The organism is Citrobacter sp. CK181 (assembly GCF_030333595.1).
In the GTDB taxonomy this organism is placed as follows: domain Bacteria; phylum Pseudomonadota; class Gammaproteobacteria; order Enterobacterales; family Enterobacteriaceae; genus Citrobacter_B; species Citrobacter_B koseri.
The window spans coordinates 140,039-162,420 of record NZ_JAOWFN010000011.1; the positions used below are offsets into that span (position 1 = coordinate 140,039).

Annotated in this window: 17 protein-coding genes; 5 read left to right on the forward strand and 12 right to left on the reverse strand. The window is 55.8% G+C overall.

The window, feature by feature from the left end:
• Nucleotides 1-32 precede the first annotated feature (32 nt).
• Nucleotides 33-1,481 (reverse strand): catalase, encoded by a 1,449-nt coding sequence (locus OGW17_RS04840; protein WP_071260236.1) that lies wholly within the window; start codon nucleotides 1,479-1,481, stop codon nucleotides 33-35.
• A gap of 272 nt (nucleotides 1,482-1,753) precedes the next feature.
• On the opposite strand from OGW17_RS04840, the gene OGW17_RS04845 reads away from it, so the two are divergent.
• Both OGW17_RS04845 and OGW17_RS04850 read left to right on the forward strand, forming a co-directional pair.
• Nucleotides 1,754-2,296 (forward strand): YfaZ family protein, encoded by a 543-nt coding sequence (locus tag OGW17_RS04845; protein WP_012131513.1) that lies wholly within the window; start codon nucleotides 1,754-1,756, stop codon nucleotides 2,294-2,296.
• A 136-nt stretch (nucleotides 2,297-2,432) separates the two neighbouring features.
• A complete protein-coding gene (locus tag OGW17_RS04850) occupies nucleotides 2,433-3,629 on the forward strand; it encodes a nicotinamide mononucleotide deamidase-related protein YfaY (protein WP_012131514.1) in 1,197 nt (398 codons plus the stop codon).
• A gap of 62 nt (nucleotides 3,630-3,691) precedes the next feature.
• On the opposite strand, the gene glpC is transcribed toward OGW17_RS04850, so the two are convergent.
• Genes glpC through glpA form a run of 3 tightly spaced genes read right to left on the reverse strand, consistent with a single transcriptional unit; the run spans nucleotide 3,692 to nucleotide 7,756 of the window.
• Entirely contained in the window at nucleotides 3,692-4,882 is a 1,191-nt protein-coding gene (gene glpC, locus OGW17_RS04855; RefSeq protein WP_058667751.1) for an anaerobic glycerol-3-phosphate dehydrogenase subunit GlpC, read from the reverse strand.
• A complete protein-coding gene (gene glpB, locus OGW17_RS04860; RefSeq protein ID WP_071260238.1) occupies nucleotides 4,879-6,138 on the reverse strand; it encodes a glycerol-3-phosphate dehydrogenase subunit GlpB in 1,260 nt (419 codons plus the stop codon). The genes glpC and glpB overlap by 4 nt, the downstream gene beginning before the upstream one ends.
• Nucleotides 6,128-7,756 (reverse strand): anaerobic glycerol-3-phosphate dehydrogenase subunit A, encoded by a 1,629-nt coding sequence (gene glpA, locus OGW17_RS04865; protein ID WP_071260241.1) that lies wholly within the window; start codon nucleotides 7,754-7,756, stop codon nucleotides 6,128-6,130. The genes glpB and glpA overlap by 11 nt, the downstream gene beginning before the upstream one ends.
• Nucleotides 7,757-8,029: 273 nt before the next feature.
• On the opposite strand from glpA, the gene glpT reads away from it, so the two are divergent.
• Together glpT and glpQ are read left to right on the forward strand one after the other, a co-directional pair.
• On the forward strand, nucleotides 8,030-9,388 hold the full coding sequence (glpT, locus tag OGW17_RS04870; RefSeq protein ID WP_047462375.1) for a glycerol-3-phosphate transporter: 1,359 nt from the start codon (nucleotides 8,030-8,032) through the stop codon (nucleotides 9,386-9,388).
• A 4-nt stretch (nucleotides 9,389-9,392) separates the two neighbouring features.
• Nucleotides 9,393-10,463, forward strand: a complete 1,071-nt coding sequence (gene glpQ / locus OGW17_RS04875; protein ID WP_012131519.1) for a glycerophosphodiester phosphodiesterase — start codon at nucleotides 9,393-9,395, stop codon at nucleotides 10,461-10,463.
• Between the two features lie 71 nt (nucleotides 10,464-10,534).
• Here glpQ and yfaE read toward each other — a convergent pair whose 3' ends face one another.
• From yfaE to ubiG, 4 genes are all read right to left on the reverse strand, one after another.
• A complete protein-coding gene (yfaE, locus tag OGW17_RS04880) occupies nucleotides 10,535-10,789 on the reverse strand; it encodes a class I ribonucleotide reductase maintenance protein YfaE (RefSeq protein ID WP_071260244.1) in 255 nt (84 codons plus the stop codon).
• Nucleotides 10,789-11,919, reverse strand: coding sequence for a class Ia ribonucleoside-diphosphate reductase subunit beta (gene nrdB, locus OGW17_RS04885; protein WP_012131521.1), 1,131 nt, complete (start codon nucleotides 11,917-11,919; stop codon nucleotides 10,789-10,791). Before nrdB ends, yfaE begins: the two co-directional genes overlap by 1 nt.
• A gap of 102 nt (nucleotides 11,920-12,021) precedes the next feature.
• Nucleotides 12,022-14,307, reverse strand: a complete 2,286-nt coding sequence (gene nrdA / locus OGW17_RS04890) for a class 1a ribonucleoside-diphosphate reductase subunit alpha (RefSeq protein WP_058667741.1) — start codon at nucleotides 14,305-14,307, stop codon at nucleotides 12,022-12,024.
• Between the two features lie 440 nt (nucleotides 14,308-14,747).
• Nucleotides 14,748-15,476 (reverse strand): bifunctional 2-polyprenyl-6-hydroxyphenol methylase/3-demethylubiquinol 3-O-methyltransferase UbiG, encoded by a 729-nt coding sequence (gene ubiG / locus OGW17_RS04895; RefSeq protein ID WP_286452141.1) that lies wholly within the window; start codon nucleotides 15,474-15,476, stop codon nucleotides 14,748-14,750.
• A 159-nt stretch (nucleotides 15,477-15,635) separates the two neighbouring features.
• On the opposite strand from ubiG, the gene gyrA reads away from it, so the two are divergent.
• Nucleotides 15,636-18,272 (forward strand): DNA topoisomerase (ATP-hydrolyzing) subunit A, encoded by a 2,637-nt coding sequence (gyrA, locus tag OGW17_RS04900; RefSeq protein ID WP_071260247.1) that lies wholly within the window; start codon nucleotides 15,636-15,638, stop codon nucleotides 18,270-18,272.
• A 108-nt stretch (nucleotides 18,273-18,380) separates the two neighbouring features.
• Here the strand turns inward: gyrA and OGW17_RS04905 are convergent, their stop codons facing one another.
• The 4 genes from OGW17_RS04905 to atoD are packed head-to-tail and all read right to left on the reverse strand — an operon-like array spanning nucleotide 18,381 to nucleotide 22,227.
• The gene (locus OGW17_RS04905; protein ID WP_012131525.1) at nucleotides 18,381-19,565 is read right to left on the reverse strand and encodes an acetyl-CoA C-acetyltransferase; all 1,185 of its coding nucleotides are present in this window, start codon (nucleotides 19,563-19,565) and stop codon (nucleotides 18,381-18,383) included.
• A 30-nt stretch (nucleotides 19,566-19,595) separates the two neighbouring features.
• Nucleotides 19,596-20,918, reverse strand: a complete 1,323-nt coding sequence (locus OGW17_RS04910) for a TIGR00366 family protein (protein WP_012131527.1) — start codon at nucleotides 20,916-20,918, stop codon at nucleotides 19,596-19,598.
• Nucleotides 20,915-21,565 (reverse strand): 3-oxoacid CoA-transferase subunit B, encoded by a 651-nt coding sequence (locus tag OGW17_RS04915; protein WP_012131528.1) that lies wholly within the window; start codon nucleotides 21,563-21,565, stop codon nucleotides 20,915-20,917. Before OGW17_RS04915 ends, OGW17_RS04910 begins: the two co-directional genes overlap by 4 nt.
• Nucleotides 21,565-22,227: an acetate CoA-transferase subunit alpha gene (gene atoD / locus OGW17_RS04920; protein WP_024130160.1), complete on the reverse strand. Its 663-nt coding sequence runs from the start codon at nucleotides 22,225-22,227 to the stop codon at nucleotides 21,565-21,567. The genes OGW17_RS04915 and atoD overlap by 1 nt, the downstream gene beginning before the upstream one ends.
• Nucleotides 22,228-22,382 lie beyond the last annotated feature (155 nt).

Here is a 22,382-nt window from a genome sequence, read left to right on the forward strand (position 1 = left end):
CAACACGGGAGCCGCAGCTCCCGTGGAAACGGTTATTTCGCTTCTTTTAACGCCCGCAGGGCAGCGGCGACGCCCGCGCCATAGTCAGGATGAACTTCGCTAAACAAGCCAATCTGACGCTGCTGAATAAATTCCGGCACATCTTTCATGTCGCCGGCGATGCGCACGAACATACGCTGATGTTCTTCATCACTCAGCAACTCATACAGCTTACGCGGCTGGCTGAAGTAGTCCGTATCTTCCCGATGATCCCAGTGCGCGGCAGCGCCTTCGACAGAGAGCGGCGGTTCGCTGAAATCAGGCTGTTCCTGGAAGACGCCAAAGCTGTTTGGCTCATAGGTTGGGCCGTTGCCGCTGTTGCCGTCCACCCGCATCGCGCCGTCACGATGGTAGTTATGGAACGGGCAGCGCGGGGCGTTGACCGGGATCTGCTGATGGTTAACGCCCAGACGATAGCGGTGCGCATCGCCATAGGAGAAGAGACGCCCCTGCAACATACGGTCAGGGGAGAAGCTAATCCCCGGCACGACGTTCGCCGGATTCATCGCCACCTGTTCCACTTCGGAGAAATAGTTTTCCGGGTTGCGGTTCAGTTCCAGCACGCCGACTTCAATCAGCGGGTAATCGCCGTGTGGCCATACTTTGGTCAGATCAAACGGGTTGTACGGCACCTGTGAGGCTTCGGCTTCCGGCATGATCTGCACGTAGAATTTCCAGCGGGGGAAGTTGCCCTGTTCAATGGCGTTGTACAGGTCGCGCTGAGAGCTTTCGCGATCGTCCGCCACCAGGCGTTTCGCTTCGTCATCCATCAGGTTGGCGATGCCCTGCTGCGATTTCAGGTGGAATTTCACCCAGAAACGTTCGTTGTCGCTGTTGATAAAGCTGAATGTGTGGCTACCGAAACCGTGCATCGTACGGTAAGATAAAGGCAAACCCCGGTCGCTAAAGTCGATAGTCAACTGGTGCAGCGATTCCGGCAGATGAGAGAAAAAGTCCCATTTGTAGGTCGGATTGCGCAGGTTGGTGCGTGGGTCGCGCTTCACGACATGGTTCAGATCCGGGAATTTCAGCGGATCGCGCAGATAGAAAACGGGCGTGTTGTTACCCACCAGATCCCAGTTGCCCTCTTCAGTGTAAAACTTGATCGCAAACCCGCGAATATCGCGCTCGGCATCCGCCGCGCCACGCTCTCCCGCCACGGTGGAAAAACGCAGGAACAGATCCGTTTTTTTACCGGGCTCCGAAAAGATTTTTGCGTGAGTGTAACGTGAAATATCGTGCGTGACGGTGAAGGTGCCGTACGCGCCTGAGCCTTTGGCATGCATACGGCGCTCAGGGATCACTTCACGATCGAAGTGGGCCAGTTTTTCCAGGAACCAGATGTCCTGTAGCAGCATGGGGCCGCGCGGGCCTGCGGTTGCAACGTTGTTATTATGGGCGACAGGCACGCCTGCTGCGGTGGTGAGTCCTTTTTTGCTCATCTTTATCTCCCGACGATCGTTAGAAAAAATGTTTAATTTCCGTTTAATTTCGGAAACTAATGTAGAAAATATTTGTGAATGAAATATTGATCTCGGGCAATGACTGCTGCGCTAACCGCCTCTTCTTGTAACGTTTAATAAACCTGAAAGGTAGTGTTTAGTTACAATATGTTATTAGATCGCTTTTTTAGCTCATTGATTCTGTTGCGCCTGGCAGTACAATCCTGCGGTTTTGGGGTCTTTTGTTTATTTCTTTGCTGGAAAGGGTAAAAATGAAAAAAAGCATTTTATTAGGCGTTGCCGGACTGTTGTTCGCTTCTGCATCGGCGAATGCGATGAGCATTAGCGGCCAGGCGGGTAAAGATTACACCAACGTTGGCGTAGGTTTCGGTACTGAATCCACCGGGCTGGCGTTAAGCGGCAACTGGATGCATAACGACGACGACGGCGACGCTGCCGGCGTGGGGCTCGGCCTGAATATTCCGCTTGGACCGCTGCTGGCAACGGTCGGCGGGAAAGGCGTTTATACCAATCCGAACGACGGCGATGAAGGCTATGCGGCGGCGGTAGGCGGCGGGTTACAGTGGAAAATCGGCGACAGCTTCCGTCTGTTTGGCGAGTATTACTACTCTCCAGATTCACTGTCCAGCGGCATCGACAGCTATGAAGAAGCCAATGCCGGAGCGCGCTTTACCATTATGCGTCCGCTGAGCATTGAAGCGGGCTATCGCTATCTGAACCTGGCGGGTAAAGACGGCAACCGTGACAACGCGATTGCCGATGGCCCGTACGTCGGCGTTAACGCCAGCTTCTGATTTTCGGGCGCGGCATCCGTCGCGCCGTTTCCTGTATGCTATCGCTTTCTTTCCCGGTTTGTTTCCTCTGAGTTTCTTACTCCGCCCCAGCGGGCTTTGCGTTATAGTGTTTTCATCATAGAAGCAGGAGAACACGATGTTAAACGTGGAGATGTTATCCACCGGGGATGAAGTGTTGCACGGGCAAATCGTCGACACGAATGCCGCCTGGCTGGCCGATTTTTTCTTTAATCAGGGGTTGCCGTTATCACGCCGAAATACGGTGGGAGATAATCTGGATGCGCTGGTCGCCATTTTACGCGAACGTAGCGAACATGCTGACGTGCTGATTGTGAATGGCGGCCTGGGGCCGACCAGCGATGATTTAAGCGCGCTGGCCGCCGCCACGGCGAAAGGTGAAGGTCTGGTGCTTCATGACGCGTGGCTGGCTGAGATGGAGCGTTTTTTCCATGAGCGCGGACGGGTTATGGCGCCGAGTAACCGCAAGCAGGCAGAACTGCCCGCCAGCGCCGAGTTTATTAATAACCCGGTTGGCACCGCCTGTGGGTTTGCGGTGAAGCTAAATCGCTGCCTGATGTTCTTTACCCCTGGCGTCCCGTCTGAATTTAAGGTGATGGTCGAGCATGAAATTATGCCGCGTCTGCGTGCGCGTTTTGCGCTTCCTGAACCACCGGTTTGTCTGCGACTCACCACGTTTGGACGTTCGGAAAGCGATCTGGCGCAGAGCCTCGATTCGCTGCCGCTACCGGCGGGCGTGACGATGGGATATCGCTCTTCAATGCCGATTATTGAACTGAAACTCACCGGCCCGGATGCGCAGCGGGACGCGATGCTGGCGCTATGGCCGGAGGTGAAGCGGGTGGCAGGGCAGAACCTGATTTTTGAAGGGACGGAAGGACTGCCTGCGCAAATCGCCCGTTGTTTGCAGACGCGCCAGCTCAGCCTGACGCTCAGCGAACAGTTCACCAGCGGGCTGCTGGCTTTGCAGCTTTCCCGTGCGAATGCGCCGATTCTTGCCAGCGAAGTGGTGCCTTCCCAGGAAGAGACGCTGGCTCAGACCGCGCACTGGACGACAGAGCGACGGAGCAACCACTACGCCGGACTGGCGCTGGCGGTATCCGGGCTGGAAAACGATCACCTTAATTTCGCGCTGGCGACGCCGGATGGGACATTTGCCCTGCGCGTGCATTTCAGCGCCAGCCGCTACAGTCTGGCGGTGCGGCAGGAAGTTTGCGCCATGATGGCGCTGAATATGGTGCGTCGGTGGTTAAACGGTCAGGATATTGCCAGTGAACATGGCTGGATTGAGGTGGTGGAGTCGTTAACCCTGTAGCCTGATGGCGCTGTGCTTATCGGGCCTGCCGTGTTTGCAGGCCCGATAAGACGTTAACGCGCTTAACCTAATGCCTGGGCAAGCAGGGTAATCGGATGTTCGCAGCGTTTGCTTGTCGACATCTCAATTTGCCACTTACAGGTTTCACAGTCGGTCACCACAATATCCGCGCCGCTCTCTTCAATCTGGCGGAACAGCGGGGCGCCGATGGATTGCGAGGTGGGGTAGTTTTCCTTTTTAAAACCGTAGGTTCCGGCAATCCCACAGCACTGGGAGTCCAGCACGGTCAGTTCCAGACCCGGGATCTGGCGCAGCAACTCCAGCGTATAGAGCGTCCAGCCCATCTTCTCCATATGACACGGCGTATGGTAAACCACCTTCAGCGGTAATTTTTTCAGCGGCAGCGTCTGGCCTGCATCGATCTTACGCCACAGCCAGCGGGTCGCGAGTTCGATATGCTCACGCAGTCCGCTGTTATCCACGTCCAGCACTTCCGGGTATTCATCACGCAGGGCAAAGGTGCAGGTTGATGAGGTTGCGATAACCGGAATGCCTTTTACGCCAATCGCTTCTCTGAGCGACGCCACATTGCTCACCGCCTGCTTGCGCGCTTTATCGGTAAAACCGTTGGCGATCAGCGGCACGCCGCAACACTTCTCTTTACTTAACAACTGCACGCCGGTGCCCATTGCGTTCAGGACGTTAATTAAATCCTTACCGAGCTGCGGATGGTTGTAATTGACGAAGCAGCCGTGGAAGAAGGCGACCTGATCTTTGTACTGCGCCTGCTGTGCCGCAACGCTGCGATACCAGCGGCGGAAGGTGCCGAAGGAGTATTTCGGCAGCGTACGGCGATGGTCGATCTTCAACGCATAATCGAGCAACTGACGAACCGGTTTCAGCGACGTCGCGGTATTGACGACCGGGGCGAACGGCGTAGAGACGCTGCCCATTAAATCGGTGTGGCTTAAGATAAAGTTGCGCAGCGACGGGCGCGAAGTGTCATATCTGGCGCGCGCACGCTGGATGATATCGCCAATTTTAACGTCTGACGGGCAGGCCACTTCGCAGCGTTTGCAGTTAATGCAGTATTTCAGCGCATCGTCGTACAGCGCGCCGTCTTTCAGGCGCAGGCGCTCGCCGTCCGGCCCTGCCTGTTTGGGGCCTGGGTAGCCAGGATTCACCCGGCTGACCGGGCAGGCGGTGGTGCACACCGTGCATTTGATACAACTCTCGAAACTCGTATCGCTCATTGCTGACCTCCTGCACGTTCTGCAATGTGACGTGCGGCGTGTAAGGCGCTGACTGCGCATACGCCGCCTCCGCATCCCTGGGCTATCGGATCGAATCCGCCGAGCACCGAGCCGATGGCAAACAGATTTTCTACGGTCTGCCCCGCCAGTGAGGGGCGCAGCGCATCATCGGTCGTGACGCCAAACTGCTGCCAGGGTTGCGCATCAAAGAAATCACGCTGATACCATTCGGCGCGGGTGGCCGTTTGCTGAACGTCCAGTCCCATAATGGGTTCGCGAATGCCGTCGCGTTCGGCGACCAGGCCGCTGCTGAAGAAGCTGCCGCTGGCGAGTACCGCAAAGCGCGGGCGTAGAGGAATGTCGGCATGGTTGCGGGTCCAGACTTCGCTCACGACGCCGTTACGGCAGGTCACTTTTTTCACCTCGTCGCCCGGCATCCAGATCCCGCCCTGACGAACAAACTGGCGCTGCAAGCGATTATGCAGGCGAATGCCCGGCACGGAAGGCGGCAGCGTCGGCAGCAAATTCAGTGAGCAGGGCAGGCGTTCATTGAGCCAGCGCCAGAGGCTGTCATCCGCCAGGCCGAAACAGGCGGGCATGATGATCATGTCGCAGGTTTTTGCTATCGGTAAGAGCGCGTCGTGGAGCAACGGCCATTTTTCTTCGTTATCGAGCAAACGCGCAATATTCACCGCACGAAACTCCGTCGGGTTATCGCGTAATACGTCCAGTTCAGGCAGGTCGATCTCTGCCGTCTCTACCGTGAGATGGTGCTGACGCAGCGACGCCGCCGCGAGGTGCGCCTGAAAGTCCAGTAAACCGCTGATGCCGACGACGCAAATGCGTTGTGCGGCCAGCGGCCAGACGGGCACTTCCGGCGAGCTTAACCAGGTGGCGCGCAGTGTTCCCAACGGCGTGACGCGCTGGTGCGACTGTTGTACATCGCCCTGTAAATGCGCGCCAGACGCTTCCAGCAACGCTTGCGCCTGCTGCGCCAGTTCCAGAACGGTTGACGCGCCAATTGTGGTGTAAGGGTGCGTCGGCGCTTGTTCGCGTAACGCATTCAGACCTTCAGTGATATTTGTGACGGGCTGACCGTCCGGCAGGGTGCTGAGTAGATCCAGCGAGCCGGAGGAGAAGTGCAGCGCGCTTTGGCCGCGAGTGACGATCGCACAGCGCAAACCGTGTTTTTGCAGTTCCAGGCCACACAGTAATCCGGCGAGACCGCCACCCATAATGACCGTATCAAATTTCATCCTGGTGCTCCTTCTCCAGACCGCACAATCCCTGATAAACCCAGCGCGTGAACTCGCTTTCGCGCAGCGCGTCTCCCCAGGCGACAGGCTGTACGCCTTTCCAGCGTTCATTAAGGAACGCAGAAAGCTGAGTGATGGACTGAGCGGCGGTAGTGACATTAAAACGTTGCAGCAGCCCGGCGGCGCGGCAGGCGCACAGTTCTCCCTGACATGTGCCCATGCCTACGCGGGTACGGCGGCGCAGATCCAGCAGGCTGTTGACGGTTAAATTTTCGACGGCGTACTGCACTTCGCCTGCGGTGACCGCTTCGCATTCACAGACCAGGCTGCGGTGCTGGCGACCTTCGCTGAGCCAGGCCGGAGTACGATCGCCGTGACGATAGACGGCGGAACCGCGTAGCGGGGCGGGCAGCGAAATCACGCGTTTAAGCGTGTTTTCCGTGGGTTCCTGCGAGCCGGGAAGGGCGGTTTGCGCGGTGACGCAGGGGCGAGTGTTGCCCAGTTTTCGGCATACCGCGTCGGTTGCCCATTCCGCCATCAGGCGGTAGGTCATCAGCTTACCGCCCGTAATGGTGATAAACCCGTCCAGCCCGTCGCGTGCAGCATGGTCAAACAGCACAATGCCGCGGCTGACATTACGACCGCTCGGATCGTCATCGCTGGCGACCAGCGGACGCACGCCCGAGTAGGCGCGCAAAATGCGCGTTTTCGCCATCACCGGCGCCAGTTTTTCCCCTTCACGCAGCAGAATATCAACCTCTTCCGCAGTGACGCGGTTGCTGTCGATCTCGTTGTAATCAATGTGGGTCGACGTAGTGCCGATGAGCGAGATGGTATCGCCGGGCACCAGAATATCGGCGTCGGACGGCTTGCGGCAGCGGTTAATCACATGCTGGTTAATGCGATGATCCATAATCAGCAGCGACCCTTTTGCCGGGAACATGCGGATGCTCAGATCGGCGTATTCCGCAATGCGCTGACCCCAGATGCCTGCGGCATTCACCACGACTGGCGCATGCAGCGATTGGCTTTCCCCTGTGAGATGGTTACGCACGTTCACGCCGCAAATGGTCGCGCCTTCGCGAATAAGTCCGGTGACTTCATGCGCCGTTAAAATGATTGCGCCATGTTCTCTGGCATCCAGCATATTCGCGGCGGTCAGCCGGAAGGGATCGACAGTGCCGTCAGGCACTTTCACCGCGCCAATCAGCTGCGGATTGACGGCTGGTTCGATCAGCCGCGCCTGTTGCGGATCAATCGCTTCGGCGCGAATACCCGCCTCTTCGCAGGCGCGAATAAAGGTGGCCTGGAAGGATAATTCGTCTTCCGGCAAGGTAATGAACAGACCGTCCGTTGGCTCAATGCAGTGGCGGGCGATCCGTTTCAGAATCTGGTTTTCGCTGATGCATTCGCGGGCAGACTCCGCGTCGGTAACGGCATAGCGGGCGCCGCTATGCAGCAGGCCGTGGTTACGGCCGGTTGCGCCGGTCGCGATATCGTGGCGCTCAACTAAGATAACGCGCAATCCGCGTAGCGCACAGTCCCGGGCGATCCCTGCGCCTGTGGCTCCCCCACCAATGATAATCACGTCACTTGTTTGCGAGTCGCGAGTTTTCATGGTTATCCCTCACAGTTCGTTTTTTATCATTTAGCCACATAAAAAGCATGGTTTGTTTGATTTCGCGCATAATCGCTCATGATTCGAAAATGAAACGTGATTTCGTGCGCTTTTCTGAACATTTGTCATAAATCTGTAACAATCTGTGCTGTAATTCACATTAACGACAGGTATCTTTACTTAACATCGCGCCCACACTGGGAGCAGCGAGGTTGGTTAGTTAAACGAACTGCGGTGTTTACCTCTAATAAGACACGGCCACGGAGGCTACATATGTTAAGTATTTTTAAACCTGCGCAACATAAAACGCGCTTGCCAGCAGCGGAGATTGATCCGACATATCGTCGGCTGCGCTGGCAGATTTTCCTGGGGATTTTCTTTGGTTATGCCGCTTACTATCTGGTGCGTAAGAACTTTGCGCTGGCGATGCCTTACCTGGTAGAGCAGGGATTCTCGCGCGGCGATCTGGGTTTTGCGCTGTCCGGGATCTCCATCGCCTATGGTTTTTCGAAATTTATCATGGGGTCGGTCTCCGACCGCTCGAATCCGCGCGTTTTCCTGCCCGCAGGGTTGATTCTGGCGGCGGCCGTGATGTTGTTTATGGGCTTTGTGCCGTGGGCCACGTCCAGCATTGCCGTGATGTTCGTGCTGCTGTTCCTTTGCGGCTGGTTCCAGGGAATGGGGTGGCCGCCGTGCGGTCGTACAATGGTGCACTGGTGGTCACAGAAAGAACGTGGCGGTATCGTCTCCGTCTGGAACTGCGCGCATAACGTTGGCGGCGGTATTCCTCCGCTGCTGTTCCTGCTGGGGATGGCCTGGTTTAATGACTGGAAAGCCGCGCTCTACATGCCGGCGTTCGGTGCGATCCTGGTGGCGATTTTCGCTTTCGCGCTGATGCGCGATACGCCGCAGTCCTGCGGTCTGCCGCCGATTGAAGAGTACAAAAACGACTACCCGGATGATTACAACGAAAAAGCGGAAGAAGAGCTGACTGCAAAACAGATCTTTATGCAGTACGTGCTGCCGAACAAACTGTTGTGGTACATCGCGATTGCTAACGTGTTCGTTTACCTGCTGCGTTACGGCATCCTCGACTGGTCGCCGACCTACCTGAGAGAAGTGAAACACTTTGCGCTGGATAAATCGTCCTGGGCGTATTTCTTGTACGAATATGCCGGTATCCCGGGTACGCTGCTGTGCGGCTGGATGTCGGATAAAGTGTTCCGTGGCAACCGTGGCGCAACGGGCGTGTTCTTTATGACGCTGGTGACCATTGCCACAGTTGTTTACTGGCTGAACCCTCCGGGAAATCCGACCGTGGATATGGCCTGTATGATCGTTATCGGCTTCCTGATTTATGGCCCGGTCATGCTGATTGGTCTGCACGCGCTGGAACTGGCGCCGAAAAAAGCGGCAGGTACGGCGGCGGGCTTCACCGGCCTGTTTGGTTATCTCGGAGGTTCCGTCGCGGCGAGCGCCATTGTTGGCTATACCGTTGACTTCTTCGGCTGGGACGGCGGCTTCATGGTGATGATCGGCGGCAGCGTTCTGGCGGTTATCCTGCTGATTATCGTGATGATTGGTGAAAAACGCCACCATGAAGAGCTGATGTTGAAACGCAACGGAGCTTAAGTGAATGAAGACGACACTGAAAAATCTCAGCGTGGCATTGATGCTGGCGGGTATGGTCGTGAGCAGCGCGGCAATCGCTGCGGATAAAATCGTGATTGCGCACCGTGGCGCCAGCGGCTATCTGCCGGAGCACACACTGCCAGCGAAAGCGATGGCGTATGCGCAGGGCGCCGATTATCTGGAGCAGGATTTGGTGATGACGAAGGACGACCATCTGGTCGTCCTGCATGACCACTACCTTGACCGGGTTACCGACGTTGCCGAACGTTTTCCGAATCGCGCCCGCAAGGACGGGCGTTACTACGCCATTGATTTCACACTGGACGAAATTAAATCCCTGAAGTTCACCGAAGGTTTTGATATTGAGAACGGCAAGAAAGTACAGACTTACCCTGGCCGTTTCCCGATGGGAAAATCAGATTTCCGCGTGCATACCTTTGAGGAAGAGATTGAGTTTGTTCAGGGGCTGAATCATTCGACCGGAAAAAATATCGGTATTTATCCAGAAATCAAAGCGCCGTGGTTCCATCATCAGGAAGGGAAGGATATTGCGGCTAAGACGCTGGATGTGCTGAAAAAGTATGGTTATACCGGTAAAAAAGATAACGTTTATTTGCAGTGTTTCGATGCCGCGGAGCTGAAGCGCATTAAGAATGAGCTGGAACCGAAGAGGGGGATGGATCTCAATCTGGTGCAGTTGATTGCGTATACCGACTGGAATGAAACTCAGCAAAAACAGCCGGACGGCAGTTGGGTTAACTATAACTACGACTGGATGTTCAAGCCTGGCGCGATGAAAGAAATCGCCAGCTATGCTGACGGGATCGGCCCGGACTACCATATGCTGATTGATGAAAAATCGAAGGTCGGGCATATCACGCTGACCGGCATGGTGAAAGAGGCGCAGCAGAACAAGATGGTGGTACACCCTTACACCGTACGCGCCGATCAGCTTCCTGACTACGCCACGGATGTTAATCAGCTTTATGACATCCTGTATAACAAGGCGGGTGTGGATGGATTGTTCACCGATTTCCCGGATAAAGCGGTGGTGTTTTTGAAGGATAAGCACTAAAAAGCCGGGTGGCGGCTTCGCCTTACCCGGCCTGTGAACTGGTCGGGTAAGCGTAGCACCACCCGACAAGGCTACATCTCGATCTCAATATCGCCTTTTGCCCTGCAACAGCAGGGCAAAATTTCCCCTTCGCTGATAAAAGCCAGCGGTTCGGTCAGCCAGTCAACCTGGCCTGCGACCAGACGGCAGCGGCAGGAGCCGCAATAGCCCGCACGACACTGATACTCCACTTCAACCTGATGCGCCTCAAGCGCCACCAGCAGAGAAGGGTGTTCTTCCTGACACAGCACTTCGGTGCCGGAAAGACGTAGCGTCACGCGTCCCATCAGAGCTGGAAGTTACTCAGATCGTCGGTATCAACTTCCGAGTCAATCTGGCCGACCAGGTAAGAACTGACTTCCACTTCCTGCGGCGCCACCTGGACGTTATCGGAAACCAGCCAGGTGTTGATCCACGGGATCGGGTTGGAGCGCGTCTGGAACGGCAGCTCCAGGCCGACCGCCTGCATACGGATATTGGTGATGTACTCGACGTACTGGCACAGAATATCTTTGTTCAGGCCGATCATGGAACCGTCGCGGAACAGGTAATCCGCCCACTCTTTTTCTTGCTGTGCGGCCTGTACAAACAGGTCATAGCACGCCTGCTTGCTCTCTTCGGCAATTTCCGCCATTTCTGGATCGTCTATGCCGCTACGCAGCAGGTTCAGCATATGCTGCGTGCCGGTCAGGTGCAGCGCTTCGTCGCGGGCAATCAGGCGGATGATTTTGGCGTTACCTTCCATCAGCTTACGTTCCGCGAAAGCGAAGGAGCAGGCGAAGCTGACGTAGAAACGAATCGCTTCCAGCGCGTTAACGCTCATCAGGCACAGGTAGAGCTGTTTTTTCAGCGCACGCAGGTTCACGGTGACGGTTTTGCCGTTCACGTTGTGCGTACCTTCCCCCAGCAGATGCCAGTAGCTGGTCATTTCAATCAGCTCATCGTAGTAGTGAGAAATGCCTTCCGCGCGCTTCTGAATTTGTTCGTTGGTGACGATGTCGTCAAATACCACCGCCGGATCGTTAACGATGTTGCGGATGATATGGGTATACGAGCGCGAGTGGATCGTCTCAGAAAACGCCCAGGTTTCTACCCAGGTTTCCAGCTCCGGGATGGAGATCAGCGGCAGTAATGCCACGTTCGGGCTACGTCCCTGAATGGAGTCCAGCAGCGTCTGGTACTTCAGGTTGCTGATGAAAATATGTTTTTCGTGTTCCGGCAATGACTGGAAATCGATACGATCGCGTGAAACGTCAACTTCTTCCGGGCGCCAGAAGAAGGAGAGCTGTTTTTCGATCAGTTTTTCGAAGATGTCATATTTTTGCTGGTCGTAGCGTGCCACGTTGACCGGCTGGCCAAAGAACATCGGCTCTTTGAGTTGGTCGTTTTTCGTCTGTGAAAAAGTGGTGTATGCCATTGAAGTGAGTCCTGTTGAGATTGTATCGCCCGGCGGCACTTCGTTTGCCGGGCCTACAAAACCGTAGGCCGGGTAAGCGTAGCGCTACCCGGCAAAAATAACTTAGATCTTACATGCGCCGCTTTCGCAGCCATCGTCCTGAATAGACGGCACCAGATCGTCCTGCGCATCTTCCGCACCGTCACGGGTGTTGTGATAGTACAGGGTTTTCACGCCAAATTTATAGGCGGTGAGCAGATCTTTCAGCAATTGCTGCATCGGTACTTTACCAGACGGGAAGCGCGTCGGATCGTAGTTGGTGTTGGCTGAAATCGCCTGGTCGATGAATTTCTGCATGATACCGACCAGTTGCAGGTAGCCGTCGTTGCTCGGCATTTCCCACAGCAGCTCATAGCGGTCTTTCAGCCCTTCGTAATCCGGCACCACCTGGCGCAGTACGCCATCTTTCGACGCTTTGATGCTGACATGGCCGCGCGGCGGTTCAATACCGTTAGTGGCGTTGGAGATCTGCGAAGAGGTCTCAGACGGCATCAGGGCGGAAAGCGTGGAGTTACGCAGACCGTGCGTTTTGATGGACTCACGAAGCGCTTCCCAGTTGTAGTGCAGCGCTTCGTTGGCGATCGCATCCAGATCTTTTTTGTAGGTGTCGATCGGCAGAATGCCCTGAGCATAAGTGGTTTCATTAAACCACGGGCATGCGCCTTGCTCTTTCGCCAGCTCGTTAGAGGCCTTCAGCAGATAGTACTGAATGGCTTCAAACGTTTTGTGCGTCAGGTTGTTCGCGCTGCCGTCAGAGTAACGCACGCCGTGTTTCGCCAGATAGTAAGCGTAGTTAATCACGCCGATACCCAGCGTACGGCGACCCATTGCGCCGCGTTTAGCCGCCGGAATAGGGTAATCCTGGTAATCCAGCAGCGCATCCAGCGCGCGTACCGCCAGCACCGCCAGCTCTTCCAGTTCTTCCAGGCTGTTAATTGCGCCCAGGTTGAAGGCGGAAAGCGTACACAGCGCGATTTCACCGTTTTCGTCGTTAACGTCCATCAGCGGTTTGGTCGGCAGGGCGATTTCCAGGCACAGGTTGGACTGGCGTACCGGCGCAACCTGCGCATCAAACGGGCTGTGGGTGTTGCAGTGATCCACGTTCTGAATGTAGATACGGCCAGTTGATGCGCGTTCCTGCATCATCAGCGAGAACAGATCCACGGCTTTCACGCGCTGCTTACGAATGCTGTCGTCTTTTTCGTATTTGGTGTACAGACGCTCGAACTCGTCCTGATCGGCGAAGAAAGCGTCGTACAGACCCGGAACGTCGGACGGGCTGAACAGGGTGATGTCTTCACCTTTCAGCAGGCGGGTGTACATCAGCTTGTTGATCTGTACGCCGTAGTCCATGTGACGCACGCGGTTGCCTTCCACGCCGCGGTTGTTCTTCAGTACCAGCAGGCTTTCCACTTCCAGATGCCACATCGGGTAGAACAGCGTCGCCGCACCGCCGCGCACGCCGCCCTGAGAGCAGGATTTCACCGCCGTCTGGAAGTGTTTGTAGAACGGAATACAGCCGGTGTGGAACGCTTCGCCGCCGCGAATCGGGCTGCCCAGCGCGCGAATACGACCGGCGTTGATGCCGATACCGGCACGCTGAGAAACATATTTCACGATCGCGCTGGAGGTGGCGTTAATGGAGTCCAGGCTGTCGCCGCACTCGATCAGCACGCAGGAGCTGAACTGACGAGTCGGGGTGCGCACGCCGGACATGATTGGCGTCGGCAGAGAAATTTTGAATGTAGAAACCGCATCGTAGAAACGTTTCACGTAGTCGAGACGGGTTTCACGCGGATAGTTAGAGAACAGGCAAGCGGCAACCAGAATATAAAGGAACTGCGCGCTTTCATAAATCTCGCCGGTTACACGGTTCTGTACCAGATATTTACCTTCCAGCTGCTTAACGGCAGCGTAGGAGAAGGTCATATCACGGTCGTGTACGATGAACGAATCCATCTGCTTGAACTCTTCTTCCGTGTAGTCTTCCAGCAGATGATTGTCGTATTTACCCAGCTCAACCATTTTCACTACATGATCGTAAAGCGCTGGCGGTTCGAACTCGCCGTAAGCCTTTTTACGCAGGTGGAAAATCGCCAGGCGCGCGGCCAGGTACTGATAATCCGGCGCATCGCGGGAGATCAGGTCGGCAGCGGCCTTAATGATGGTCTCATGGATATCGGACGTCTTGATGCCGTCGTAGAACTGGATATGAGAACGCAGTTCAACCTGGGAGATGGATACGTTATTCAGTCCTTCTGCCGCCCAATCCAGAACTCGATGGATTTTGTCGAGATTGATGCGTTCAGTACGACCATCACGCTTTGTCACCAGCAGACTCTGATTCATGTGGGTTTTACCTGTCCGTGAAAGAAAAAATATCCCCCGTTTATCCACAATGCCACGTTGTGACTAAGTCTGTGGATAAATACTATATATAGGGGGTAACTGATAAATGAAACGCTATATGGTGAGTATTCTAGTAGGGATTCTTTTCAGTACAAGAGTTGATTTTGAGGTTAAATTGAGGTTGCAAAAGGGTGATAATCGCTAAGTGCGCGTCTTATAAGGCCTGGAGGGCATGTCAATAATTCATAAAAAAAAATGAAAATTTGATCGAGTGCTGATTTCTTCATCTAAGGCAGGAAAAGTTCCTATGATCTGGCGCAAAAATTGCCTTGGCGATCCTACTCAGGATTGGTAGGCGATGCGTAGGCCCGGCAAGCGTAGCGCCCCGGGCAAAATTGCCGGATGGCGGCGTAAACGCCTTATCCGGCCTACAGACGCAGTTAGTCAACTTGTGCGGTAGTGTGAACCATATAGTTAACATCAACGCCCGGCCCGAGCTTGAAGGTGTTGGTAATCGGATTGTAGTGCAGCCCGGTCATGTGACGCTCTTTCAACACGGTCTGATCGACCCAGTTCAGCAACTCCGCAGGCTTAATAAATTTTTTCACATCGTGCGTGCCTTTCGGCACCATGCGTAAAATATACTCTGCTCCTACCACCGCCATCAGCCACGACTTGCCGTTGCGATTAAGGGTCGAGAAAAAGACTTCACCGCCCGGTTTAACTAATTGCGCACAGGCCCTGACGACCGATTGCGGGTCCGGTACGTGCTCTAGCATCTCCATACAGGTCACGACGTTGTACTGGTGCGCATGTTTCGCCGCGTGCTCTTCAACCGTCTCCTGCACGTAATCAACCTGAATACCGCTTTCCAGCGCGTGCAGTTTCGCGACCTGCAAAGGCTCAAAGCCCATATCCAGGCCCGTTACCGTCGCACCTTCACGCGCCATGCTCTCAGCCAGAATGCCGCCGCCGCAGCCAACGTCGAGCACCTTTTTGCCGAACAGGCCGCCGGAACGCTCGGCAATGTAGCCCAGGCGCAGCGGGTTAATGCGGTGCAGAGGCTTAAATTCACCCTCAAGATCCCACCAGCGTGACGCGACAGCTTCAAATTTGGCGATTTCTTCGTGATCAACGTTATGCGTCACCGGGGGTTTTTCGGCATTCATTGGCGCTTTTACTCCTTATTTGGCAAGTCGCCTGAGTATATCAGCACGACGGGATGAATAAAGCCTCCGTAGAAGACCATTCCATTTACCTGTCTCATTGCGATTGTGTTATAATTTGCGACCTTTGAATCCGGGATACAGTAGAGGGATAGCGGTTAGATGAGCGACCTTGCGAGAGAAATTACACCGGTCAACATTGAGGAAGAGTTGAAGAGCTCTTATCTGGATTATGCGATGTCGGTCATTGTTGGCCGTGCGCTGCCGGATGTCCGAGATGGCCTGAAGCCGGTACACCGTCGCGTACTATACGCCATGAACGTATTGGGCAATGACTGGAATAAAGCCTATAAAAAATCTGCCCGTGTTGTTGGTGACGTAATCGGTAAATACCATCCTCATGGTGATTCCGCGGTGTACGACACTATCGTCCGTATGGCGCAGCCTTTCTCGCTGCGTTACATGCTGGTGGATGGTCAGGGCAACTTTGGTTCTATCGACGGCGACTCTGCCGCGGCAATGCGTTATACGGAAATCCGTCTGGCGAAGATTGCCCATGAACTGATGGCCGATCTCGAAAAAGAGACGGTGGATTTCGTTGACAACTATGACGGCACGGAAAAAATTCCTGACGTCATGCCGACCAAAATTCCTAACCTGCTGGTAAACGGCTCGTCCGGTATCGCGGTAGGTATGGCCACCAACATCCCGCCGCACAACCTGAAGGAAGTGATCAACGGTTGCCTGGCGTATATCGATGATGAAGACATCAGCATTGAAGGGCTGATGGAATACATTCCTGGCCCGGACTTCCCGACCGCCGCGATCATCAACGGTCGTCGCGGTATTGAAGAAGCCTATCGTACCGGTCGCGGAAAAGTGTACATTCGCGCTCGCGCGGAAGTGGAAGCTGACGCGAAAACCGGCCGCGAAACCATCATCGTTCATGAAATTCCGTACCAGGTGAACAAAGCGCGCCTGATCGAGAAAATCGCTGAACTGGTGAAAGACAAACGCGTTGAAGGCATCAGCGCGCTGCGCGACGAGTCTGATAAAGACGGGATGCGCATCGTGATTGAAGTGAAACGCGATGCCGTCGGGGAAGTGGTGCTTAACAACCTTTATTCCCAGACCCAGTTGCAGGTTTCTTTCGGTATCAACATGGTTGCGCTGCACCACGGCCAGCCGAAGATCATGAACCTGAAAGAGATCATTTCCGCGTTCGTGCGTCACCGTCGCGAAGTGGTGACACGCCGTACTATTTTCGAACTGCGTAAAGCCCGCGATCGCGCGCATATCCTTGAAGCACTGGCGATTGCGCTGGCGAACATCGATCCGATCATCGAGATGATCCGCCGTGCGCCAACGCCGGCAGAGGCAAAAGCGGCGTTAATCTCCCGTTCATGGGATCTGGGTAACGTGGCGTCTATGCTGGAACGCGCCGGTGATGATGCTGCCCGTCCTGAGTGGCTGGAGCCGGAGTTTGGCGTGCGTGATGGTCAGTATTACCTTACTGAACAACAGGCACAGGCGATTCTGGATCTGCGCTTGCAGAAACTGACCGGCCTGGAGCATGAAAAACTGCTCGACGAGTACAAAGAGCTGCTGGAACAGATCGCAGAACTGCTGCACATTCTGGGCAGCGCCGATCGTCTGATGGAAGTGATTCGCGAAGAGATGGAACTGATCCGCGATCAGTTTGGCGATGAGCGTCGCACTGAAATCACCGCTAACAGCGCCGATATTAATATCGAAGATCTGATCAGCCAGGAAGATGTGGTTGTAACGCTGTCTCACCAGGGTTACGTCAAATATCAGCCGCTGACCGATTACGAAGCGCAACGTCGTGGCGGGAAAGGTAAATCTGCCGCGCGTATAAAAGAAGAAGACTTTATCGACCGTCTGCTGGTGGCTAACACCCACGACACGATTCTCTGCTTCTCCAGCCGTGGCCGTCTGTACTGGATGAAGGTCTATCAGCTGCCGGAAGCGAGCCGTGGCGCGCGTGGCCGTCCGATCGTCAACCTGCTGCCGCTGGAAGCCGATGAACGTATCACCGCCATTCTGCCGGTACGCGAGTACGAAGAGGGCGTTAACGTCTTTATGGCAACCGCCAGCGGTACGGTGAAGAAAACGGCGCTGACCGAGTTCAGCCGTCCGCGTTCCGCCGGTATCATCGCGGTGAACCTGAACGAAGGCGACGAGCTGATCGGCGTGGATCTGACCTCCGGTTCCGACGAAGTCATGCTGTTCTCCGCTGCCGGTAAAGTGGTGCGCTTCAAAGAAGATGCCGTTCGTGCGATGGGTCGTACCGCGACCGGCGTACGTGGCATCAAACTGGCGGGCGAAGACAGCGTCGTTTCCCTGATTATTCCGCGTGGTGAAGGTGCTATCCTGACCGTGACGCAGAATGGTTACGGTAAACGTACGGCGGAAGGCGAATACCCAACCAAGTCTCGTGGCACGCAGGGCGTTATCTCCATTAAAGTCACCGAGCGCAACGGTTCCGTTGTTGGCGCGGTACAGGTGGATGATGCCGACCAGATCATGATGATCACCGATGCCGGTACGCTGGTTCGTACCCGCGTATCGGAAATCAGCGTCGTTGGCCGTAACACCCAGGGCGTAATCCTCATCCGCACGGCGGAAGATGAAAACGTGGTGGGTCTGCAACGTGTTGCTGAGCCGGTGGATGATGAGGAACTCGACTCCATCGACGGCAGCGTAGCGGAAGGGGACGAGGATATCGCCCCGGAAGCGGAAATCGATGACGACGCAGCGGATGACGCTGACGAGTAATTCGGCGTTGTGAATTGTGTGTGAAAGGAGGCCATTGCGCCTCCTTTTTTTTGCCGGATGGCGGCGTAAACGCCTTATCAGGCCGCCACCCGGCAAAGGCGCAAGTCCTTAATTCATCCTTTCCACTATCATCGCAATACCCTGACCGCCGCCGATGCAGAGCGTGGCCAGCCCGAGCGTTTTATCGTGCGCAGAGAGGGCGTGCAGCAGCGTCACCAGAATACGCGCGCCGCTGGCGCCGATGGGGTGTCCCAGGGCGATAGCCCCACCGTTGACGTTCACCTTCTGCGGATCAAAACCGAGCGTCTTACCCACGGCAAGGAACTGTGCGGCAAACGCCTCGTTGGCTTCGATCAGATCGATATCCGAAAGCGTTAAACCGCTCAGTTGCAGCGCCTTCTGCGTGGCGGGAACCGGCCCCATCCCCATTAACGCCGGGGCGACGCCGCCGCTGGCGTAGGCTTTGATACGAGCCAGTGGGGTCAGGCCCGCCGCCAGCGCTGCGGATTCTTCCATCACTACCAGCGCTGCCGCGCCGTCATTGATCCCAGAGGCGTTTCCTGCCGTTACCGTACCCGCCTTGTCGAAGGCCGGGCGTAATGCTGCAAGACCTTCCGCCGTTGAATCGGCTTTCGGAAACTCGTCGCGCTCAAACACCACGGTTTTCTTACGGGATGTGACGCTAACCGGCACAATTTCGGCCTGGAATGCGCCGGAATCAATAGCGGCAACGGCTTTGCGCTGTGAGAGCAGCGCCAGCTCATCCTGCATCTCCCGGCTGATGCCGTATTCCCGGGCGACGTTTTCTGCCGTGATCCCCATATGGTAGCCGTGAGTGGCGCAGATCAGACCGTCGCGCAGGATCACATCGGAGAGCTGTCCGTCGCCAAGGCGATAGCCCCAGCGGGCTTTGGCATCCAGCAGATACGGCGCCTGGCTCATATTTTCCATACCGCCTGCGACAATTGCCTGTGCCTGTCCGGCCTGAATCGCCTGCGCGGCAAGCGCCACGCTTTTGAGGCCGGAGCCGCATACTTTGTTAACGGTAAAGCCGCAGACCGTCTCTGCGAGGCCGCTTTTGAGCAGTGCCTGACGCGCCGGGTTTTGCCCAAGACCAGCCTGTAGCACATTGCCCATAATCACTTCATCCACCCGTTGCGGGTCGAGCTGCGCGCGTTCAAGCGCCGCTTTAATCACGGTGGCGCCAAGGTCGATGGCGCTGGTGGTTGCCAGTGCGCCGTTAAAACTGCCGATTGCGGTACGCGCCGCGCTGACGATGACACAGTTTTTCATCTTCTGTTCCTTAAAAGTGCGTGGTTGCCGTCAGAAAAAGGTCAAACCGATGACAAAAATGATCCCGGAGAAGAGCAGGGCGGTGATGCAGTAGCCCATGATGTCGCGTACCCCGAGTCCGGCGATTGCCAGGGCGGGCAGCGCCCAGAATGGCTGCGCCATATTCATCCACTGCTCACCGTAGGCGATTGCCATGACTGACTTGCCGAGGTCTGCCCCCAGCGCCTGAGCCGCAGGCATGACGAATGGTCCCTGGATAACCCAGTGGCCGCCGCCTGATGGCACGGCAAAGTTAATCAGCGCAGAGCTGAAAAAGGTCATCACCGGGAAGGTGTCTTTGTTGGCGACGTTGATGAAGAATTCAGTGATAAGGCCACCGAGGCCGGAGTGTTCCATCATCAGTTGGATCCCGGCGTAGAAGGGGAACTGCACCAGAATACCGGCGGTACTGCGCGCTGCGGCGCTGATGGCGCGCATGTAGGCCATTGGCGTTTTGTGCAGCAGCAGACCGGCGATCATAAACATCAGATTGACGGTATTGATGGTGATGTTGAATCCCTTCTCGGCGAAGTAGAGCCCCAGATAGGCAATCCCTAATGCGCCAATGATCAGCGCGAGAATGCGGCTCTCTTCCAGTTTTTCCGACGGTGGTGCGTCAGCCGGCAGTTTCTTCTGAAAATCAGCCTCTTCCAGCAGCAACTTCGGATCGATGCTGACCACGTCGGAGGGTTTTGGCGTCATCATTCGGGTAATAAACGGCATCACCACGATGAGGCCGAGCGTGATGAAAATATTGAACCCGGTGAACAGGGTATCGCTAACCGGAATCAACCCCGCGACGTGTTCTACCGGGTTGCCCGGCGTTGCGGCCAGCAGGGGCATAGAGCCAGAGAAGCCGCCGCCCCAGGTGAGAAAACCGATATAGGCGCAGGCGATAAGCAGCGGATAATCGGAACCCGGCACGCGACGGGCCACTTCACGGGCAAACATTGCGCCGACCACCAGACCAAAGCCCCAGTTGATCACGCAGGCGACCGAGCCAAAGAAGGTCACCAGCATGACGCCCTGGGCGGGCGTCTTAGCGGCTGAAGCGGCGGTACGCAGCAGGCTTTTAACCGGGCCGGAACTGGCCAGGGCGTGGCCCGTCACGATAATCAGCGCCATTTGCATACCGAAAGCCAGCAGGTTCCAGAAGCCGTCGCCCCAGAACCTCACCATACTGACCGGCGTTTGCGGCGTCAGCCAGAGAGCGATCCCGAACGTCAGCAGGGTTAACAGCATTGCGAAGATCAGCGGATCAGGAAGCCAGCGGCTGACGACCCGCGTCATAAAGCGTGAAATACGCCCAATCATGCGTCACCTCTCTGAATGACCAGATCGGCCGCAACCTCAAAGTGCGCTTCAGTTTTTGCCCGCAGGGTTTCCAAATCACACCCTTCAGCGATTTCTGTCAGCCACATCTTGCCGTCGATAAAGCGAAATACAGCCAGTTCGGTAACCAGCATATGCACCGCGTGCTGGGCGGTGAGCGGCATGGTGCACTGGCGCAGAATTTTCGCCGAGCCGTCTTTCGCGCAATGTTCCATTGCAATGATCACTTTGCGCGCGCCGGTGACCAGATCCATTGCGCCCCCCATGCCGGGGACCATTTTGCCGGGAACCACCCAGTTGGCGAGGTTTGCCTGCTCATCCACCTGTAGCCCGCCGAGTACGCAGGCGTCAACATGGCCCCCGCGAATCAATGCGAACGACATGGCGCTGTCGAACATTGCCGCGCCGGGCAAAATGCCGCAGGGTTGACCGCCAGCGTTCACCAGATCCGGGTGGGCCGTCGTGACCGGCCCCAGTCCCAGAAAGCCGTTCTCAGATTGCAGGGTGATGTGAATGTCATCCGGCAGGTAGTTTGCAACCATCGTCGGCAAACCAATTCCCAGGTTAACCACGTCGCCATCATGCAGCTCTTGCGCCACGCGGCGCGCAATACGTTGTTTAGCATCCATTATTTGCTCTCCTGTGGAATAACGATGTGGTCGATAACGGCGCCAGGGGTGACAATCTGGTCAGGCAGTAGATCGCCTGTTTCAACCATTTCGTCAGGCTCAACCAGGGTGATGTCTGCGGCGAGAGCAATGAGGGGGTTAAAATTACGGGCACTGAGCTGGTAGGTCAGGTTGCCAAGCGGGTCGGCGCAGTGAGCGCGAATAAGCGCCAGATCTGCACGTAGTGGACGCTCCAGCAGCCAGGTTCTGCCATCGAGCTGAAGCGTTTGCTTTCCCTCTTCAACCACGGTGCCGACGCCAGTCGGGGTCAGAAAACCGCCCAGCCCGGCGCCGCCGCAGCGGATTTGTTCAATCAGGGTGCCTTGCGGAACCAGTTGAACCTCCATCTCTTTGGCAATCATTCGCCGACCCGTTTCCGGGTTGGTGCCGATATGGGAGGCGATGACCTTGCGCACCCGGCCATTTACGATAAGCGGGCCGATGCCGGTATCGACAAATGCGGTATCGTTGGCGATCAGCGTCAGGTCCCTGACACCGGATTCAAGTAAGGCTTCAACAAGGCGGGGCGGGGTGCCTACCCCCATAAAACCGCCAACCATGATGGTCATGCCGTCACGAAAGAAGCCTGAGGCGTTCTGTAAGGTAATCAGTTTTGTTTTCATTATGTTTCCCTTTTGCATACTCCATTTTGGGTACGCAAAGGAAATAGCAAGCGGGATGCCAGGATTGATAAACCGAAAAGAGAAGGCTTAACCTGATGAATATAAAAATTAATTTTCACGGAAGGGGGATGAGAGGGCGTGAGGTGCTATGCAGA

Excerpts from the sequence above, each read along its gene's own strand:
- OGW17_RS04840 (WP_071260236.1), bottom strand. The coding sequence starts at position 1,481 with ATGAGCAAAAAAGGACTCACCACCGCAGCAGGCGTGCCTGTCGCCCAT.
- OGW17_RS04845 (WP_012131513.1), top strand. The coding sequence starts at position 1,754 with ATGAAAAAAAGCATTTTATTAGGCGTTGCCGGACTGTTGTTCGCTTCT.
- OGW17_RS04850 (WP_012131514.1), top strand. The coding sequence starts at position 2,433 with ATGTTAAACGTGGAGATGTTATCCACCGGGGATGAAGTGTTGCACGGG.
- glpC (WP_058667751.1), bottom strand. The coding sequence starts at position 4,882 with ATGAGCGATACGAGTTTCGAGAGTTGTATCAAATGCACGGTGTGCACC.
- glpB (WP_071260238.1), bottom strand. The coding sequence starts at position 6,138 with ATGAAATTTGATACGGTCATTATGGGTGGCGGTCTCGCCGGATTACTG.
- glpA (WP_071260241.1), bottom strand. The coding sequence starts at position 7,756 with ATGAAAACTCGCGACTCGCAAACAAGTGACGTGATTATCATTGGTGGG.
- glpT (WP_047462375.1), top strand. The coding sequence starts at position 8,030 with ATGTTAAGTATTTTTAAACCTGCGCAACATAAAACGCGCTTGCCAGCA.
- glpQ (WP_012131519.1), top strand. The coding sequence starts at position 9,393 with ATGAAGACGACACTGAAAAATCTCAGCGTGGCATTGATGCTGGCGGGT.
- yfaE (WP_071260244.1), bottom strand. The coding sequence starts at position 10,789 with ATGGGACGCGTGACGCTACGTCTTTCCGGCACCGAAGTGCTGTGTCAG.
- nrdB (WP_012131521.1), bottom strand. The coding sequence starts at position 11,919 with ATGGCATACACCACTTTTTCACAGACGAAAAACGACCAACTCAAAGAG.
- nrdA (WP_058667741.1), bottom strand. The coding sequence starts at position 14,307 with ATGAATCAGAGTCTGCTGGTGACAAAGCGTGATGGTCGTACTGAACGC.
- ubiG (WP_286452141.1), bottom strand. The coding sequence starts at position 15,476 with ATGAATGCCGAAAAACCCCCGGTGACGCATAACGTTGATCACGAAGAA.
- gyrA (WP_071260247.1), top strand. The coding sequence starts at position 15,636 with ATGAGCGACCTTGCGAGAGAAATTACACCGGTCAACATTGAGGAAGAG.
- OGW17_RS04905 (WP_012131525.1), bottom strand. The coding sequence starts at position 19,565 with ATGAAAAACTGTGTCATCGTCAGCGCGGCGCGTACCGCAATCGGCAGT.
- OGW17_RS04910 (WP_012131527.1), bottom strand. The coding sequence starts at position 20,918 with ATGATTGGGCGTATTTCACGCTTTATGACGCGGGTCGTCAGCCGCTGG.
- OGW17_RS04915 (WP_012131528.1), bottom strand. The coding sequence starts at position 21,565 with ATGGATGCTAAACAACGTATTGCGCGCCGCGTGGCGCAAGAGCTGCAT.
- atoD (WP_024130160.1), bottom strand. The coding sequence starts at position 22,227 with ATGAAAACAAAACTGATTACCTTACAGAACGCCTCAGGCTTCTTTCGT.